The sequence below is a fragment of the Stenotrophomonas sp. YJH_SMC_127 genome, from assembly GCF_059372445.1.
In genome coordinates this window covers 894,359-911,624 of the sequence record NZ_JCAFVO010000001.1, presented here as the reverse complement: position 1 = coordinate 911,624, position 17,266 = coordinate 894,359, and the positions used below count along the sequence as shown (strand labels likewise).

Sequence of the window (17,266 nt, the reverse complement as noted above, 5' to 3'; positions counted from 1 at the left end):
CGCAGCCCACCTGCCCGGCCACGGACAGGTTCCGTGCGCATCCACCCACGGAAGAGAAAAGAAGATCAAAAGCAAAGGCAGCCTGACAGGCCGCTTTTTGCAGAGCCGAGCCCACGCTCGGCTGCTTTCTGGCCGGTCCGTGAAGCCGAGCATGGGCTCGGCTCTACACGAGCAAGCGCAGCGCGCGACCCGCTTTTGATCTTATTTTCTTCTCCGTGGGTGCAGGCCACCGAAATCTGTCGGAGGCCGGTCGGGTTGGGTGCGCGGGGGTGTCAGCCGCATGGGCCCGAGGCATGCCTCGGGCGGGTTGGGCAGGACGCCCAACCCGGGTCTTGCCGCGTGCGCAGGACAGCGCACACGAGCAAGCGGCTGCCAAGCCTCCAGGGACGGATTCACGGCGTCCCCCGCGCACCCAACCCGACCGGCCCACCCACGGCTTCTGCTTTCCACGACCAACCAAACACCACCCACGAGGGGCTGCGCCGTTGGCTGGAAACTACCCGCGATGGCGGATCAGCAACTGACTCATCAGTGCCCGCAGCGCCGGCGGCTTCACCGGCTTGGCCATCATCCCCCAGCCGCGTTCGGCGGCCATCTCACGCAATCCCGCATCGCGCTCGGCAGTAACCAGCACTACCGGCGGGCGGGCCTGCCACAATTCGGCCAATGTCTCGTACAGCACCGGCCCATGGTGATCGCCCATGCGCACATCCAGCAGCACCAGCTCCGGTACTGCGCCTGTTGCTGCCAGCTGCAGCGCCGCCTGTGGGCCATCGGCCAGCGCCACCTCGCAGCCCCAGCGCTCCAGCAGCGCGCGGCTGGCCGCGCACACGTGCGGATCGTCGTCGATCACCCACACCCGGCGACCGCGAAGCGGGTTGTCCGCTGCCGGTTCCTGCACCAGCACCGGCACAGGAGCAGTAGCGGGAATCGCGCTGGCTTCGCCGAACGGCACGCCCACCGCGAACACGCTGCCCTGGCCCAGCTGCGAGCGCAGCCGGATCGGATGCCCAAGCAGGCGGCCGATGCGATCGACGATGGCCAGGCCAAGGCCGGCGCCGCGCTGCTGGCCGTCGTGCAGGCGGCGGAACTCCTCGAAGATCTCGCCCTGCAACGCGTCGGGAATGCCGGGGCCCTGGTCGTGCACCTCGATCCACAGCATGCCTTCACGGCGACGGCAGCCGAGCAGCACGCGGCCGCGTTCGCTGTAGCGCAGCGCGTTGGACAGGAAGTTCTGCAGGATTCGGCGCAGCAGGGCTTCATCGCTGACCACTACCGCATCGGTATCGACCCAGTCGACCACCAGGCCACGCGACTGTGCGGCGATGCCGAATTCGCGCGCCAGCGTCTGCAGCAAAGGCCCGAGCCGGAACGCCTGCACTCGGGTCGGCAGGCTGCCGGATTCCAGGCGCGCGATATCCAGCAGACTATTGAGGATCGCATCCTGCGCGGCCAGTGCAGCATCGATGTGGTCCGCAGTCTGCTGCTGCGCCGGGTCGCCCAGCTTGCCGCGCAGCACCGAGACGAACATGCGCGCCGCGTTGAGCGGCTGCAGCAGGTCGTGCACGGCCGAGGCGACGAATCGCGTCTTGTAGCGGTTGGCCTGCTCGGCTTCGCGGCGTGCTTCTTCCAGGTCATGGGTGCGCTCGGCGATGCGGTGTTCCAGCGCATCGGCCAGCGAGCGCAGTTCGCGCGCGGCGTTCTTGTAGCTGGTGATGTCGGCATAGCTGGTGACGAAGCCGCCGTCGGGCAGCGGGTTGCCGCGGATTTCCAGCACGGTGCCATCGTCTTTTTCGCTCTCGCGCATGTGCGGGCGGCCGCTGCGCAGGTGATTCAGGCGGCGCTCGATGGCTTCATCGACCGGGCCCGGACCAAGCAGGCCACGGCGTGCGTTGAAGCGGAACAGTTCCTCGATCGGCCGGCCGACGCGAACCAGGTCCTGCGGGAAACGGAACAGTTCCAGATAGCGCGAATTCCACGCGACCAGGCGCAGCTCGCGGTCGATCACCACCACGCCCTGCGGCAGGTGTTCGAGGCTGCGGCTGAGGCCGCTGTCGGCATCGGTGGCGGCCTGCAGCAGGCCATCCTGCGCGGTACGCAGTTCCTGTGCATGCTGCTTGAGCAGGGTTTCCAGCTCGCGGCGGCTGCGCAGGCGATGCTTGGCCAGTCGCCGGCGCTGCTGCACGAACAGCACCAGGAAGCCCAGCGCCAGCCATGCAGCGCCACCGGTGAGTGCTGCGGCGCGGCCGGCGCCGGTGGCGGCACCGGCATCGTGCAGCAGGTGCAAGTTCCAGCCTTCGGCGGGCAGCGGCAGGCTCTGCCACAGCATCGGCTGCGGCAGCGCCGGGTCCAGCAGGCGCACCATGCGGCCGCCATCGGCCAGCACGTCTTCGGTGCGTGCGCGCAGGGGCTGCAATGCGCGGTCGGCGTACTGGCGGGCGTCCAGCATCTCGCGGCGCTCATCGGCCCCCAGCGGGCGCAGCAGCCGGTAGCGCCAGCTGTCCCGGTTGGCCAGGAACACCACGTCGTGGTCGTCGCTGGCCAGCACCACGTCCGGGCTGCTCAGCCATTCCTGTTCCAGCGCGGACAACTCGACCTTGATCACCACCACGCCCAGCCGCTTGCCGTCTTCTTCGATGGCCTGCGAAAGGTAATAGCCGGGCACGCCGGTGGTCATGCCGATGCCGTAGAAGCGGCCACGGCCCTGCGCCAGCGCCTGGCGGTAGTAGGGGCGGTAGCTGTAGTTCTCGCCGACGTTGGTGGTCGGCTGGTCCCAGTTGCTGGCCGCCACCGCCACACCGTCGTGGCCGACCAGGGTCAGGGTCGAGGCACGGGTGACTTCGTTGGCGCGTTGCAGCTTGAGGTTCAGCCGCTGCCGTTCGCTGGGCGAGGGCGGCACGCGCAGTGCATGCAGCAGATCCGGGTCAAGTGCCAGCACCTGCGGCAAGGTGCCGAAGCGGTCGATGCGCTGTTGCAGGCCCTGGCCATACAGCTGCAGCTGGCGTTGCACCTGGCTGCTTTCCTCGCCGAGCGCGCGCCGCCAGGCGTAATGACCGGCGGCGACCGCACACAGCACGGTACCGCCGACCATCACCAGCAGGGTCAGCAACAGCATCCGGTGGCGGCTGAGCCAGTACATGGCGGCAGTCTACGCAGGGCCGGCGGGCGTGGCGTGCACGCCCGCCGGGGTCTGACGTGGAAGGGGTCAGAAGTGCATCTGCGCGCGCAGTTCGAAGATCTCCGGCGTGCTGTGCACGCCACGACGGCTGGCGTCGACCTTCACGTAGTTGGCCTGGAACTTGAAGTGGCTGGTCAGGTACCAGTTCGCGCCCAGCGTCAGGTCGTGCTGGCGGCCGCCGAGGATGCTGCCATCGTCCAGGTCGAGACGGCTGTATCGGGCCAGCAGTTCGACCGCGCCGTAGTTGTGCGCCGGCTTGATGTTGGCCACCGCGCCGGCGTTGTACGGGCGCGATTCGCCGGTCAGCACCCAGCTGGCCATCGCGTACTGGCCACTGCCGGTGTAGTCGGGCTTGCCGTCATGACGGGTGACCGTAGCGCGCAGCGCTTCGGCCTGCAGCGAGAACGGGCCCCGGATCCAGATGCCTTCCACGCCGGTGCGGCGGATCTGGTCGGCGGTGACCAGCGCACCGGAATCGACGTAGCGGATGTCGGTCAGGCCGGCTTCCGGGCGCGCGCGCAGGCGGGCGCTGGCCTCGTGATGCACGTCGCGGCCATCGCTGTAGCCACGCGGGTTTTCCTGCGAGTAGGCCAGGCCCAGGTGGATCACATCGCCCGGTGCCTTCACCGGCGTCCACACCGCACGCACCGCCTGGGTGGTGCCGGGGTTGTCGCCCTGCAGGTCCTTGCCGCCATAGGCCCCGGCCTGCAGCAGGTACTGCGGGCGCTCCAGCACCCACTCCACGCCGGTGCGGCGGCCTTCGTAGAAGGCCTGCACCGGCAGCGAGGTTTCCAGGAAGCTGCCGGCACGCGAAGAGGTGTTCGCATCCAGGCCGACCGGGGTCTTCATGTAGCCGAAGCGGAAGCGGCCGACGTCACGGCCGAAGAAGGCCTTGCTCTCGAAGCGCACGAACACGTCCAGCCAGGTATCGGCCTGGAAGTCGTAGTAGACCATCGCATCGTAGACGCCCTTCTTTTTCAGCGTCGCGCCGAATTCCTTGCGGCGCACGGCATCGTCGTCCTCGAGGCCACTGGCCGAGGAGAAGTCGTTGTAGTCGTAGGCGATGTTGGCGGTGGCCGCCAGCTCGGTGCCATCACCGAAGGTGTACTTGGTCGGCCAGTTGTCGAAATCGGCGGCCGAGGCGAAGGCGGGAAGGGCGGCCAGCGACAGGGCCAGCAAGGTGGGATTCGGGCGCATGTTGGGTGCGGCTCTCTCAGATTGCGTGTGGACAGGACATCAACGGCCGGAAGGGCCGGAACTTTCGCAAAGACTCACCCAGCCGTTCAGCCCGGGCCACCAGCCTCCCCAGGATCGGGCGGTGCGGCGCCAGTGTAGGCACCTGTGCCACCTGAACCGGGAGGCTAGTACCAATAGGTTATCTGCGCTGGCGTGCCTGGCGCGTACAAAGGCGTCCATTGGTCGCACCTCCTGTGCGTGCTGCACAGGGCCTGCGATCAGTTTCCACGGTAACGGTTCCCGTGCAGCTCCGGGGCCGTACGTGCCTGAAAACGCCCCTTCCGGAGTCCGCCATGCACATCCCGACCGCAGCACCGGTGCCTGCAAAGCCGTTGCCGATCTATCGCCAGCTGTACTTCCAGGTGATCGTGGCGATCGTCCTGGGCGCCATCCTCGGCCATTACGAGCCGTTGATCGGCGAGAAGATGAAGCCGCTCGGTGATGCCTTCATCAACCTGGTGAAGATGATCATCGCGCCGGTGATCTTCCTCACCATCGTCACCGGCATCGCCAGCATGACCCACCTGCGTACGGTGGGCCGGGTCTTTGCCAAGGCGATGGCGTACTTCCTGTTCTTCTCCACGCTGGCGCTGATCGTCGGCATGATCGTGGCGCACGTGGTGCAGCCCGGCGCCGGCATGAACATCAACCCGGCCGAGCTGGACCAGACCGCGGTGCACAGCTACGTCGAGAAGTCGCACGACCTGACCCTGGTCGGCTTCCTGATGGACATCATCCCGAAGACGCTGCTCAGCGCCTTCGTCGACGGCAACATCCTGCAGGTGCTGTTCGTGGCCGTGCTGTTCGGCATCGCGCTGGCGATGGTGGGCGAGAAGGGCAAGCCGGTGCTGAACTTCCTGGAGGCGCTGGTCGCTCCGGTGTTCAAGCTGGTGCACATCCTGATGAAGGCCGCCCCGATCGGCGCCTTCGGTGCGATCGCCTTCACCATCGGCAAGTACGGCGTCGGCTCGCTGATCAACCTGGCCTGGCTGGTGGGCTCGTTCTACCTCACCGCCTTCCTGTTCGTGGCGGTGATCCTCGGCGTGGTCTGCCGCCTGTGCGGCTTCTCGGTGTTCAAGCTGGCGCGCTACCTGAAGGCCGAACTGCTGCTGGTGCTCGGCACCTCGTCGTCGGAGTCGGCGCTGCCGTCGCTGATGGAGAAGATGGAACGCGCCGGCTGCAGCAAATCGGTGGTGGGCCTGGTGGTCCCGACCGGCTACTCGTTCAACCTGGACGGCACCAACATCTACATGACCTTGGCGGCGCTGTTCATCGCCCAGGCCACCAACACCGAACTGACCCTGGGCCACCAGATCGCCCTGCTGCTGGTCGCCATGCTCAGCTCCAAGGGCGCGGCCGGCGTCACCGGCGCGGGCTTCATCACCCTGGCCGCCACCCTGGCCGTCGTGCCGGAAGTGCCGGTTGCCGGCATGGCGCTGATCCTGGGCGTGGACCGCTTCATGAGCGAATGCCGCTCGCTGACCAACTTCATCGGCAATGCCGTGGCCACCGTGGTGGTCTCGCGCTGGGAAGGCGCGCTGGACCGCAACCGCCTGAAGCTGGCGCTGGATGGCCGCGAAAGCGAACTGCCGCCGCCGGTCGATGCGCTGCCCGAGGCACTGCCGGCCAAGGGCTGATCCAGGTGTGTGGTACCGCGGGGCCGGTCACGACAGTGGTACGGCCCCGCGGCGTTTCAGGGCGTCCCATGGCTGTCATGGGCAACGCCGAAGCTGACATCGCGGTACCGTCGCATACGGCACGGAATTGTGCGGTCGCAGCATGCTTGCGACAGGATAGCGACAGGTCCAGACGCTCCAACGGGGGTATCATCCCCTGTCCCTTCTGCCCATTCATGTAACCCACATCGATGTCCAACGAAGATTTCAAACAGGCCGCCCTCGATTACCACCGGATGTCCCCGCCGGGAAAGATCAAGGTTTCCGCTACCAAGCCCATGCTGACCCAGCGCGACCTGTCGCTGGCGTATTCGCCGGGCGTGGCGTACGCCTGTGAAGCGATCAAGGCCGACCCGCAGCAGGCCAGCGAGCTGACTGCCCGCGGCAACCTGGTGGCGGTGATCTCCAACGGCACCGCGGTGCTGGGCCTGGGCAACATCGGCGCGCTGGCCGGCAAGCCGGTGATGGAAGGCAAGGGCGTGCTGTTCCAGAAGTTCGCCGGCATCGATGTGTTCGACATCGAAGTCGACGAGACCGACCCGGACAAGCTGGTCGACATCATCGCCTCGCTGGAACCGACCTTCGGCGGCATCAACCTGGAAGACATCAAGGCGCCGGAATGCTTCGTGGTCGAGCGCAAGCTGCGCGAGCGCATGAAGATCCCGGTGTTCCATGACGACCAGCACGGCACGGCGATCATCGTCGGCGCGGCGGTGCTCAACGCCATGGCGATCACCGGCAAGAAGATCGAGGACGTGAAGCTGGCCACCACGGGCATGGGCGCAGCCGGCATTTCCTGCGTGAACATGCTGGTGCAGCTGGGCCTGAAGCCGGAAAACATCCTGGCCTTCGACCGCGAGGGCGTGATCCACACCGGCCGTACCGACCTGGACCCGGAAAAGCAGCGCTATGCGCGCGACACCGACAAGCGCACCCTGGCCGAGATCGTCGACGGCGCGGACATCTTCCTGGGCCTGTCGGCGCCGGGCATCCTGACCGCCGACATGGTCAAGACCATGGCGCCGGATCCGGTGATCTTCGCACTGGCCAACCCGACCCCGGAAATCATGCCGGAACTGGCGCGCGCCGCCCGTCCGGACGCGATCATCGGCACCGGCCGTTCGGACTACCCGAACCAGGTCAACAACGTGCTGTGCTTCCCGTACCTGTTCCGTGGTGCGCTGGACGTGGGCGCCACCGCGATCAACGAGGAAATGAAGATCGCCTGCGTGCGTGCCATCGCTGCACTGGCACGCCGCGCCGCCACCGACATGGGCTCGGCCTATGGCGGTGACACCCCGAGCTTCGGCCGTGAATACCTGATCCCGCGTCCGTTCGACCGCCGCCTGCTGGTGGAGCTGTCGGCCGCCGTGGCCCAGGCCGCGATGGACTCGGGCGTGGCCTCGCGCCCGATCGACGACATGGGCGCCTACCGCGACAAGCTGGCCCAGTTCGTCTACCGCACCAGCCTGATGATGAAGCCGGTCTACGACCGCGCGCGCAGCGACAAGCAGCGCGTGGTGTACGCCGAAGGCGAAGAGGAAGTGGTGCTGCAGGCGGTGCAGAACGTGGTCGATGACGGCCTGGCGCACCCGATCCTGATCGGCCGCCCGGAAGTGATCGAATCGCGCATCGAGCGCCTCGGCCTGCGCCTGAAGATCGGCGAGAACGTTGAAGTCACCAACATCAACGATGACCCGCGCTTCAACGAATACTGGCAGTACTACCACGGCCTGACCGGCCGTCGTGGCGTGACCGTGGCCGCGGCGAAGAACCTGATGCGTTCGCGCCCGACCCTGATCGCAGCAGTGATGGTGGCGCGCGGCGAAGCCGATGCGATGCTGACCGGCATCGTCGGCCGCTTCCACAAGAAGCTGGGCTACGTGCGCAGCGTGCTGCCGCTGGAGCCGAAGGTCACCTCGACCTCGGCGATGACCGGCGTGATCAACCAGCAGGGCGTGTTCTTCTTCGTCGATACCCACGTGCAGGAAGACCCGACCGCCGAGCAGCTGTGCGAAGCGACCCTGCAGGCGGCCTACCGCATGAAGTTGTTCGGCATCGAGCCGAAGGTCGCGCTGCTGTCGCATTCCAACTTCGGCAGCCACGATTCCAAGGACGCGCTGAAGATGCGCCAGGTGCGCGAGCTGCTGCTCAAGCGCAACCCGCGCCTGAACGTGGACGGCGAAATGCAGGGCGACACCGCATGGGATGAAGCGCTGCGCCAGAAGCTGCTGCCTGGCTCGACCCTGCAGGGCCGCGCCAACCTGTTCGTGCTGCCGAACCTGGAAGCGGCCAACATCGCCTACAACCTGGTGCGCGTGTTCACCGATGGCGTGGCGATCGGCCCGATCCTGATGGGCGTGAACAAGCCGGTGCACATCCTGACCACCAGCGCCACTTCGCGCCGGATCCTGAACATGACCGCGATCGCGGCGGTCGATGCGCAGATCCGCAAGCAGCTGGAAGCGGAAAAGAAGGCATAAGCCTTCTTTCCCACTTCCGCTGCCCACGCATTCTTCCTCTACCCCCGCCTTCGGCGCGCCCCTTCAACAAGAAGGGGCTCCTGGTCGGAAGAATGATGGCGCTGGCGCGGCTGGACGTCGGCGCAAGTGAAAACACCGGGCATTGCCCGGTGTTTTCACTTGCCGCAACGGCCGCAGAACCTGCCACACGCGCTACGCCGCCCGGTCATTTCCCTGCAACGCCGTTGCAGCCCAATACGCCCACGCGGCCCGGCCGTGGGAAGGGACCGGACCGGCCTTCCCACCCTGGGCCCGACCAACTTTCATGGGCGAGGGTGTCATGCGTAATCGAGTCACGCGGCGATATTTCCAGCAGCTGTTCGCGCTGTACGCCGGTTTCGTGCAGTCGCGCTGAGGCGTAGAAAGCAGCGAGGTAGAGTCGACCGTTGGTCGACTATCGCGCGAAGCGCGGGGTTTTCGGGGGCTGTACGAAAGTCAGTCGACTAACAGTCGACTCTACCCAGTCGCCCCAATTCCCAGTTGACCAGCCAGTCAGCGCCGCTTGCCGCGGCGTGCAGGGGCCGGCGGCGGTGCATCCGAACGCGGCTTGGCGTACTGGGCCCACAGTGCGGGCAGTGCCTTGCCGGTGTGCTTCTGCCACAGCGCCGGTGCATAGCGGCCATCGCGCAGGGCCGTGTCCAGTGCCAGCACCAGGCCGGGGTGTTCGGCGTCGGCCCATTTCAGGAACGCACCGGTGACCCGGTAGCCGCTGTCGAAGTTCTGGCCCTTCTCGACCTTGCCCGGCAGCGACCAGCCCGCGGCGGCATTGTCCATGCCGTAGCGGTCGCGTGCGTAGTCGGCGATGCCCTCCACCAGCCAACCCGGCACCCGTGCGTCGCCATGGCCCGGATAGCCCTGCACGATGTGCATGGCCTCATGGGTGACCAGGTCGATGTCGTTGGGGTGCTGCGCCAGCCAACCCGGATTGATGGTGATCGTTGCCGCCTGGTCCTTGTCACCGACGAAGGCGATCCCGGTGTAGGCCGGATCGATCACGATGCGCACCATCGATGGCGCGGCCGGGTGGAAGTCCGCACGTTCGCGCAGGTAGGCGAAGTAGAACGTATCGATCACCCGCTTGCGCTGCGGCGCGGCCAGGGCGCCACGGGCGTCCTGGTAGTTCAGCGTCACGCCGTCGCGGGTCAGCTGCGCATCAAAGGCCTGGGTCTGGCCGAAGCTGGAGAAGGAAAGGGCAACAAGGGCCAGAGGCAACAGACGGTAGCGCATAGGGCTCATTGTACGGCGCTGGGCGCCAACAGTTCGATCTCCGCCAGCGGCAGCCGGCCCGGCGCGGCCAGGCGCAGCCGGTACTCGCTGTAACGACCGGGTCTGGCGATGCGGAACGGACGGGTCTGGCGGGCAGACTCGAAGGCTTCGCCGCTGCGCTGGTCGAGCACGATCCAGTGGCCGTTGCCATTGCGCGCTTCCAGCGTCCATTCGCCGCCCTGGATGCGGCCGTCACCGCTGGTCAGCGTATACATCGTCGGCGTGCCATTGCTCAGGCCGGTCAGTGCGATGGTCGCGCCGCCACCCAGGCCGACGGTGGTGGCCGCATCGTCATCGACCAGCGCCGGCAGGGCGCGGCCATCGGCCAGCGTCGCCTTCGCGCCGCTGCCGAGCAGGTCGCGCAGCAGCTGCGGGCGCTGGCCACGGGCGGTCAGCGAGCGCGGCACGTCATCCACGCCGCTGCCCCAGCGCGACGGCTGCGGGCCCATCACGAAGTCCAGCGTCGCGCCCCTGGCGATCAGCTCGTGCGGCACCCAGGTCTTCGTCCAGGGCGTGCCGTTGATCTTCAGCGACTGCACGTAGACGTTCTCTCGCGAATTGTTGGCCGCGTTCACGGTCAGCACCGCGCCGCCCTGCAGTTCCACCCGCGCGTGGCGGAAGGCCGGCGAACCGATCACATACTCCGGGGCGCCCATGCGCAGCGGGTACAGGCCCAGCGAGGCCAGCACGTACCACGCCGAGGTCTCGCCATTGTCCTCGTCGCCCGGATAGCCCTGGCCGATCTCGCTGCCGACGTACAGCCGCGACAGGATCTCGCGCACGTGCTGCTGGGTCTTCCACGGCTGCCCGGCGTACAGGTACATCCACGGGATGTGGTGCGCCGGCTGGTTGCTGTGCGCGTACATGCCCATGCGCACGTCGCGCGCCTCGGTCATCTCGTGGATGGTGCCGCCGTAGGAACCGGCCAGTGCCGGGTCTGCGGTTTCCGGCGTGGCGAAGAAGGCATCCAGTTTCGCCGCCAGCTTGTCGCGGCCACCGTACAGCGCGGCCAGGCCCTCGCCATCGTGGGCGGCGGTGAAGGCGAAGGTCCAGCCATTGGACTCGGTGTAGTCGTGGCCCCACACGCGCGGGTCGTAGTCCTTCGCGTCCACGCGCCACTGGCCATCGGCAGTGCGGCCCTGGAAGAAGCCGGCGGCCGGATCGAACATCGTCGTGTAGCTGGCGGCGCGATAGCGGAAGTAGTCGGCCTCGGTGCTGTAGCGCTCGCGTGCGGCCGGCGTGGTCGCACGCTTGGCCAGCGCGTCGGCCATGTTGGCGATGCCGAAATCATTGAGTGCGCCTTCCATCGTCCACGACATGCCTTCATGCACGTCCGCGCTGGCGTAGCCACGGAAGGTCGAACGGTCCATGCCCTTGCGGCCGACATGGCGGTCGGGCGGGACCACGGTCGCGTTCTTCAGCGCGGCGGCGTAGGCCTCGGCCGGATCGAAACCGCCGATGCCCTTCAGCCACGCATCGGCGAAGGCCACGTCCGAGCTGGTACCGACCATCAGGTCCGCATAGCCCGGCGACGACCAGCGTGCGATCCAGCCGCCGGCGCGGTACTGCTCGATGAAGCCCTGCACTAGCTGGCCGGCATCGTCGGGCGTGAACAGTGCATAGGCCGGCCAGGTGGTGCGGAAGGTGTCCCAGAAGCCGTTGTTGACGAACACCTTGCCATCGCGCACGCCGGCGTAACTGCGGGTCGCGCTGCCTTCGGTGTTGTCATCGCTGGCGCTGGCCTGGTTGGCGTAGCGCCACTCCGGTGCGGCGGCGCTGCCCACGTTCTCGTGGCCGGAATTCGGGTACAGGAACAGCCGGTACAGGCTGGAATACAGCGTGGTCTTCTGGTCGTCGCTGGCATCGCCGATGTCGAAGCGGGCCAGGCGCGCGTCCCACGCGTCCTGTGCGCGGCCGGCCACGCTCTCCAGCGTATCGGCGGCGGCGATTTCCAGCGCGAGGTTGTGCCGCGCCTGCTCCACCGAGATCAGCGAGGTGGCGATGCGCATCGTCACCCGCCGCTCGCTGCCGGCATCGAACTTGATGTAGCCGGTCGGGCGCCCGGTGTCGAGGCGGCCGCTGCTGCGCCAGGGCTTGTCGAAGCTGGCCACCACGTACATGCGGCTGGCGCCGTTGGAGAGGCCGCTGCGCGTATCGGTGTAGCCCGACAGCGTCTGTGTGGCGGCATCCAGAGTCAGGCCACCACGCGCATCGACGTTGTCGAACAGCAGGTTGGCGTCACCGCCTTCGGGGAAGTCGAAGCGGAACAACGCGGCATGATCGGTCGGCGCGATGGCGGCAGCGATGCCGTTGTCGAAGCGCACGTCGTAGCGGTAGGGGCGCGCGCTTTCATGGCGGCGATCGAACGACAGCGCGCGCTTGCGGCGGTCGGCCTCCGGCACGCCACGGCTGGCCGAGGGCATCACCTGGAAGGTCTGGCGGTCACCCATCCACGGGCTGGGCTGGTGGCTCAGCGCAAGCGCCTGCAGCTGCGGGCGGTTCTGTGCGTCGTTCTGTTCGTTCCAGCGGTACAGCCAGTTCAGTGCGCCGGCATCGGTCACCGGGGTCCAGAAGTTGAAGCCGTTCGGCACCGCCGTGGTCGGGAAATTGTTGCCGCGCGAGAAGGTGCCGTTGGCCTGGGTGCCGCGGGTGGTCAGCACCCAGTCGGAGACGCGCTGTGGCTGCTGCCGCGGCTGTGCGTCCAGGCGCACGTCATCAATCCAGCCAGAGACCGGCGCGCCCTCCGCACTGGCCACCTCCAGCTCGATCGCCACCACGCGGCGGCCCTTCAGCGTCGGTACGTCGCCCAGCCGCACTGCCTTGCGCGCCCACTGCTGCGGATACTGCGTCTTCGATTCGCCCTGCGCGCGTGCGCCGATCGCCATCCCATGCTGGTCGCGCGCCGCACCGGCCGACACGCGGCTGCCATCGTCCAGCAGCAGGTCCAGCGAGACATAGGTCGAAGCGACGGTGTCCTTGCCGACGATCTCCGGCAGCACCAGCCACGACAGCGTGGTATCGGCCTCGATGGGCAGGTCGGCCTTGAACAGTTCGCGCCGCGCGCTGCCGCCTTCGCTGCTGTAGCGCAGTGCATGCAGGCCGCTGTAGCCGGCGTTGCGCTTGGCCGCGTAAGGCGCCGCAGGGCCGTTGCCGATCGTGACCTGAAGTGCACCCGCGGCCTGCGACGGGGCAGGTTCGCCGGGCTCGAACGAGGTCTGCAGTCCCTGTGCCAGCACCGGCATCGCGGTAGTCGCACAGGCCAGGGCCAGGGCTAGCGGAAGCAGGGCGCGGCGTGGATCGGACAGGGTCATGCAAGGGTCTCCCGGAAGGGCTGGCGGCGGGCAGAACCCGCATCGGCGGACACCACGGACAGCATCGCTCCGCCCGCCAGGCTGGCAGTGGAAGAGGCGATGCCGGTCCGGTGGGGGCGGGCCATGCGATCGGGTTGGATTGGGTGGGTCGGGGTGCGACCTGGCCCGATCCTGCAACAGCCGTCGCGCGCTGGCAAGTGCCATTTAGTTCGATCCAAATGCGGGAAATATCGCTGGAGTCGATTCTGGCGAGCGAACCTGCCGGATCTGCCGCAGAATCCCCATGGGTGCCATCGCCCGGCGTGCCGCGCGCAGCTGCGTGACATTCGCGGGAGCGCGCAAAGGCCCGTTGTGGCGCAATGTCGGTGCGGCCCAGATGCTAGAATCACAGGCCTCGCAACCCGTTTACCGACATCCGCCATGAGCCATACCGCCACCGCGCCCGCCAACGCCGAGAAGCGCTACACCGTGCACCGCAGCGATCTGCCGTTGAGCTGCCCGACCCCGGAAATGGCGCTGTGGAACTCGCATCCGCGCGTGTACCTGCCGATCGAAGACGAGCCCAACGGTGAAGCGCAGTGCCCGTACTGCGGTTCCGTGTTCGTGCTGGCCGACTAAACGGCGGCCCCTTCGATGCGCCGATTGACCGTGGTGCAGTTGCTGCCGGCGCTGCACTCCGGCGGTGTCGAGCGCTCGACCCTGGAAATCGCTGCTGCCCTGGTCGCGGCTGGCCATCGTGCGCTGGTGGTGTCCGCCGGTGGCCGCCTGGTGCAGCCGCTGCTGGACAGCGGTGCCGAGCACCTCACCCTGGACATCGGCCGCAAGTCGCTGCTGACCCTACGCCATCTGCCGACCCTGCGCCGCCTGTTTGCCGAGGTCGGTGCGGACATCGTGCACGCCCGTTCGCGGCTGCCGGCCTGGCTGGGCCTGTACGCGATCCGCGCCATGCCCGCCGCACAGCGCCCGCACTGGGTGACCACCGTGCACGGGTTGAATTCGCCCAGCCGCTACAGTGCGGTGATGACCAGTGGCGAACGCGTGATCTGCGTGTCCAACACCGTGCGCGCCTTCGTGCAACGCCACTACCCGACGGTGCCGGAAGAAAAACTGCAGATCATTCCCCGCGGTGTCGATGTCGGCCAGTTCCCGCGCGTAGCACGTGCCGACCGTCGCCCGCGGCTGGCCCTGGCCGCCGATTACCCCTGGCTGGCGCAGGTTGATGGCCCGCTGCTGCTGTTGCCCGGGCGCGGCACCCGGTTGAAGGGCCACGCCCACGCGCTGCAGCTGCTGGCCGACGTGCGTGCCGCCGGCGTGCCTGCGCAGCTGTGGATGCTGGGCACCGAGGAACCCGGGCGCGAGGCCTACGTGGCCGATCTGCGCCGCCAGGCTGCGGCACTGGGCGTGGCCGAGGCCGTACAGATCAGTACGCCTACCGCACGCATCGCCCTGGCCTACGCCGCCAGCGATCTGGTGCTGCAGCTGTCGGACAAGCCGGAAGCCTTTGGCCGCACCGTGGTCGAGGCGCTGTCGGTCGGCCGCCCGGTGCTGGGCTGGGACCACGGTGGCGTCGGCGAACTGCTGCAGCAGCTGCAGCCCAGCGGCGCGGTGCCGCTCGGCGACGCGCGCGCGCTGGGTGAACGTGCGCTGGCCCTGCTGGCGCAGCCGCCATCCTTGCCGACCCGCATCCCGTTTACCCTGCAGGCCATGCAGCGCGATACCCTCCGCCTCTATGCCGATCTCGCCGGCTGACCCCGCTGCCATCGTGCGCGACGACCGCGCTGGGCGCTGGGCGCCCTGGTGGGTGCTGGCGTACGTGGCGATGTGGCCGTTGCCAGGCATCGCCGAAACCGTGCTCGGCCTTGGCGCGCTCTATGCTGCCGCGCGCATGGTCATGCGCCGGCTGCAGCGCCGCCCGCACCTGTTGAGCACGGCGGCGTGGGCCCTGACCTCGATCCTGTTCCTCGGCTACTGGCTGCCACAGGCGTTCTCGGCCATCGATGCGATCGATCCGGCGGCCTCGTGGACCAAGGCTGCCGCCGGACTGCGCTACCTGCCCTTCATGTGGCTGGTGGCGATCGCGGTAGCCACGCCGGAACGGCGGCGGCTGACCTTCGGTGGCCTGGCGCTGATCACCGGCGCGTGGACGCTGGACGCGTTGGTACAGGCGCTGGCCGGCACCAGCCCATGGTTCTGGTCGCTGGAGCACCTGAAGCTGGCCGTAAGTGGCCACGCGCTGTGCCCGGCCGACGAAGCCGCACTGGCCGACCGCCTCAGTGGCGCGCTCGGGCCCTGCAACCTGAAATTCGGCCAGGTGCTGGCCAGCCTGTCACCCTTCCTGCTGCTGCCGATGGCGCGGCGTTTCGGCAGTGCGGGGTGGTTGCTGGCCGCCGCCGCACTGGGAGGCGTGCTGCTGCTGGCCGGTTCGCGCGCCTCGTGGATCACCTTTGTGCTGGTGCTGGGCTACAGCGGCCTGCGCCAGTTCGGCTGGAAGCGGCTGCTGCTGCTGGCCCTTGTGGCAGCGCTGGGTACGGCCGCACTGACAGCGGGCGTGCCGCAGCTGCGCGAGCGTGTTGCGCGCACGGCACAGGCATGGAACGAAGACGGGCAGGGCGTTGACGAGGCGCTTTCGGGGCGCGCGCGCATCTGGACGGCGGCGGTGTGCATGATCGAGGAACATCCGGTCAACGGTGTCGGTGCGCGCGGCTTCCGCGATGCGTATCCGGCCTGCGTGTCAGACGAGGGCCCCGCCGTGTGGGGCAATCAACCGGCATTGCACGCCCACCAGATCGTGCTGGAAATCCTGGCCGAGACCGGCGTGCTGGGCCTGCTGCTGTGGCTGGCGGCGGTGGCGCAGGCCTGGCGGGCCTGGCGCTATGCACCGCCGGCGGCGCGTGACCGCGCCCGCCCGGCGATGCTGGCGCTGGCGGTTACCGTGTTCCCGCTCAATACGCACCTGGCGTTCTATTCTGCGTTCTGGGGCGGCCTGACCGTGCTGCTGGCGGCCCTGTTCGCCGGCAGTCTGCTGGCCCGCGAATCGGACGAATCTCCGCCGATGCAGTAGTTGCCAACCTTGGTGGGCTCCCCGGGACCGGCCTCGGTTCATCCGGCGCCAACCAAGGTTGGCGCCACGAGGACGCCGGCCCTTCCACCGCATCCGATTATTTGTAGAAATCACTCCGGCCGCCGGGCTGGCGCTTGAAGCGGCGGTGGATCCACAGGTACTGGTCGGGGGCTTCGCGCACCATCTCTTCGATGGCCTGGTTGACCCGCGTGGTATCGGCTTCCACGTCCTCGCTGGGGAAATTCTCCAGCGGTGCGCCGATCTTCAGCACGTACTTCCCGCCTTCCCGGCGGTGGAAGTACGGGATCACTGCACAACCGGTCATCCTTGCCAGCTGGTGGGTGGCGGTGATGGTCGAAGCGGTGTGGCCGAAGAACGGCACGAACACGGTGTCCTTGCCACGCATGTCCTGGTCCGGCGCGTACCAGAGGAAGCCGCCCTTCTTCAGGTGGCGCACGGTCGCGCGGATGTCCTCGTTGGCGAACATCGCCTTGGCATAGCGCAGGCGGCCGAACTTCACCGCCCACTCGTACACCGGGTTCTTGTGCTTGCGGTACATGCCGGACAGGTCGACGTAGTCGCACAGCAGGCGTCCGCACATTTCCAGGGTCATGAAGTGGCCGGAGACCAGCAGCACGCCGCGGCCTTCAGCCTCCATCTGCCGCAGGTGTTCCAGGCCTTCGATCCGTACCTGCGGGCGGATGCGGTCGATGCTGCCCCACCAGGCGCGGATGCACTCGAACACGCCCACGCCCAGCGCATCGAAACTGTCGCGCACCAGGCGCTGGCGCCAGGCTTCGTCCTTCTCGGGGAAGCAGAGCTGCAGGTTGACTTCGGCGGCGCGGCGGCGGCTGCCGAGCATGCGCCAGGTGATCCAGCCGACGCCCCGGCCCAGCGCGCGCTGCAGCATCCACGGCAGGCGAGCGATGGCGAAGGCGCCGAACATGGCGGCGAACATCGGCCAGTTGCGCGGATCGCGCAGCGATGGGCGGACGGCGGTGGAGGCATCTGACATG

The 17,266-nt window shown here is 67.9% G+C and carries 10 protein-coding genes; 5 read left to right on the top strand and 5 right to left on the bottom strand.

The features are described from left to right. Nucleotides 1-496: 496 nt before the first annotated feature. A complete protein-coding gene (locus tag AC5QAB_RS04050) occupies nt 497-3,139 on the bottom strand; it encodes a hybrid sensor histidine kinase/response regulator (protein WP_049408085.1) in 2,643 nt (880 codons plus the stop codon). A gap of 66 nt (nt 3,140-3,205) precedes the next feature. After that, nucleotides 3,206-4,375: an OprO/OprP family phosphate-selective porin gene (locus AC5QAB_RS04045; protein WP_197561210.1), complete on the bottom strand. Its 1,170-nt coding sequence runs from the start codon at nt 4,373-4,375 to the stop codon at nt 3,206-3,208. 332 nt (nt 4,376-4,707) lie between these two features. Between AC5QAB_RS04045 and AC5QAB_RS04040 the strand changes: the two genes are divergently transcribed. Continuing rightward, nucleotides 4,708-6,051 (top strand): dicarboxylate/amino acid:cation symporter, encoded by a 1,344-nt coding sequence (locus AC5QAB_RS04040; RefSeq protein WP_014648357.1) that lies wholly within the window; start codon nt 4,708-4,710, stop codon nt 6,049-6,051. 230 nt (nt 6,052-6,281) lie between these two features. Beyond that, complete coding sequence (locus AC5QAB_RS04035) at nt 6,282-8,573, top strand: NADP-dependent malic enzyme (RefSeq protein ID WP_014648356.1); 2,292 nt, start codon at nt 6,282-6,284, stop codon at nt 8,571-8,573. A gap of 531 nt (nt 8,574-9,104) precedes the next feature. Here AC5QAB_RS04035 and AC5QAB_RS04030 read toward each other — a convergent pair. Together AC5QAB_RS04030 and AC5QAB_RS04025 are read right to left on the bottom strand one after the other, a co-directional pair. Further along, nucleotides 9,105-9,848: a basic secretory protein-like protein gene (locus AC5QAB_RS04030; RefSeq protein WP_032959489.1), complete on the bottom strand. Its 744-nt coding sequence runs from the start codon at nt 9,846-9,848 to the stop codon at nt 9,105-9,107. Beyond that, on the bottom strand, nt 9,845-13,189 hold the full coding sequence (locus tag AC5QAB_RS04025) for a GH92 family glycosyl hydrolase (protein ID WP_197561211.1): 3,345 nt from the start codon (nt 13,187-13,189) through the stop codon (nt 9,845-9,847). Before AC5QAB_RS04025 ends, AC5QAB_RS04030 begins: the two co-directional genes overlap by 4 nt. 420 nt (nt 13,190-13,609) lie before the next feature. On the opposite strand from AC5QAB_RS04025, the gene AC5QAB_RS04020 reads away from it, so the two are divergent. The 3 genes from AC5QAB_RS04020 to AC5QAB_RS04010 are packed head-to-tail and all read left to right on the top strand — an operon-like array spanning nt 13,610 to nt 16,250. Then, nucleotides 13,610-13,807, top strand: a complete 198-nt coding sequence (locus tag AC5QAB_RS04020) for a zinc-finger domain-containing protein (RefSeq protein WP_005410967.1) — start codon at nt 13,610-13,612, stop codon at nt 13,805-13,807. Between the two features lie 15 nt (nt 13,808-13,822). Beyond that, nucleotides 13,823-14,938 (top strand): glycosyltransferase, encoded by a 1,116-nt coding sequence (locus tag AC5QAB_RS04015; protein ID WP_134965960.1) that lies wholly within the window; start codon nt 13,823-13,825, stop codon nt 14,936-14,938. Then, the gene (locus tag AC5QAB_RS04010) at nt 14,919-16,250 is read left to right on the top strand and encodes an O-antigen ligase family protein (RefSeq protein ID WP_032960139.1); all 1,332 of its coding nucleotides are present in this window, start codon (nt 14,919-14,921) and stop codon (nt 16,248-16,250) included. Before AC5QAB_RS04015 ends, AC5QAB_RS04010 begins: the two co-directional genes overlap by 20 nt. A 97-nt stretch (nt 16,251-16,347) precedes the next feature. Here the strand turns inward: AC5QAB_RS04010 and AC5QAB_RS04005 are convergent, their stop codons facing one another. Continuing rightward, on the bottom strand, nt 16,348-17,265 hold the full coding sequence (locus AC5QAB_RS04005) for an LpxL/LpxP family Kdo(2)-lipid IV(A) lauroyl/palmitoleoyl acyltransferase (protein ID WP_032960142.1): 918 nt from the start codon (nt 17,263-17,265) through the stop codon (nt 16,348-16,350). Between the last annotated feature and the right edge of the window lies 1 nt (nt 17,266).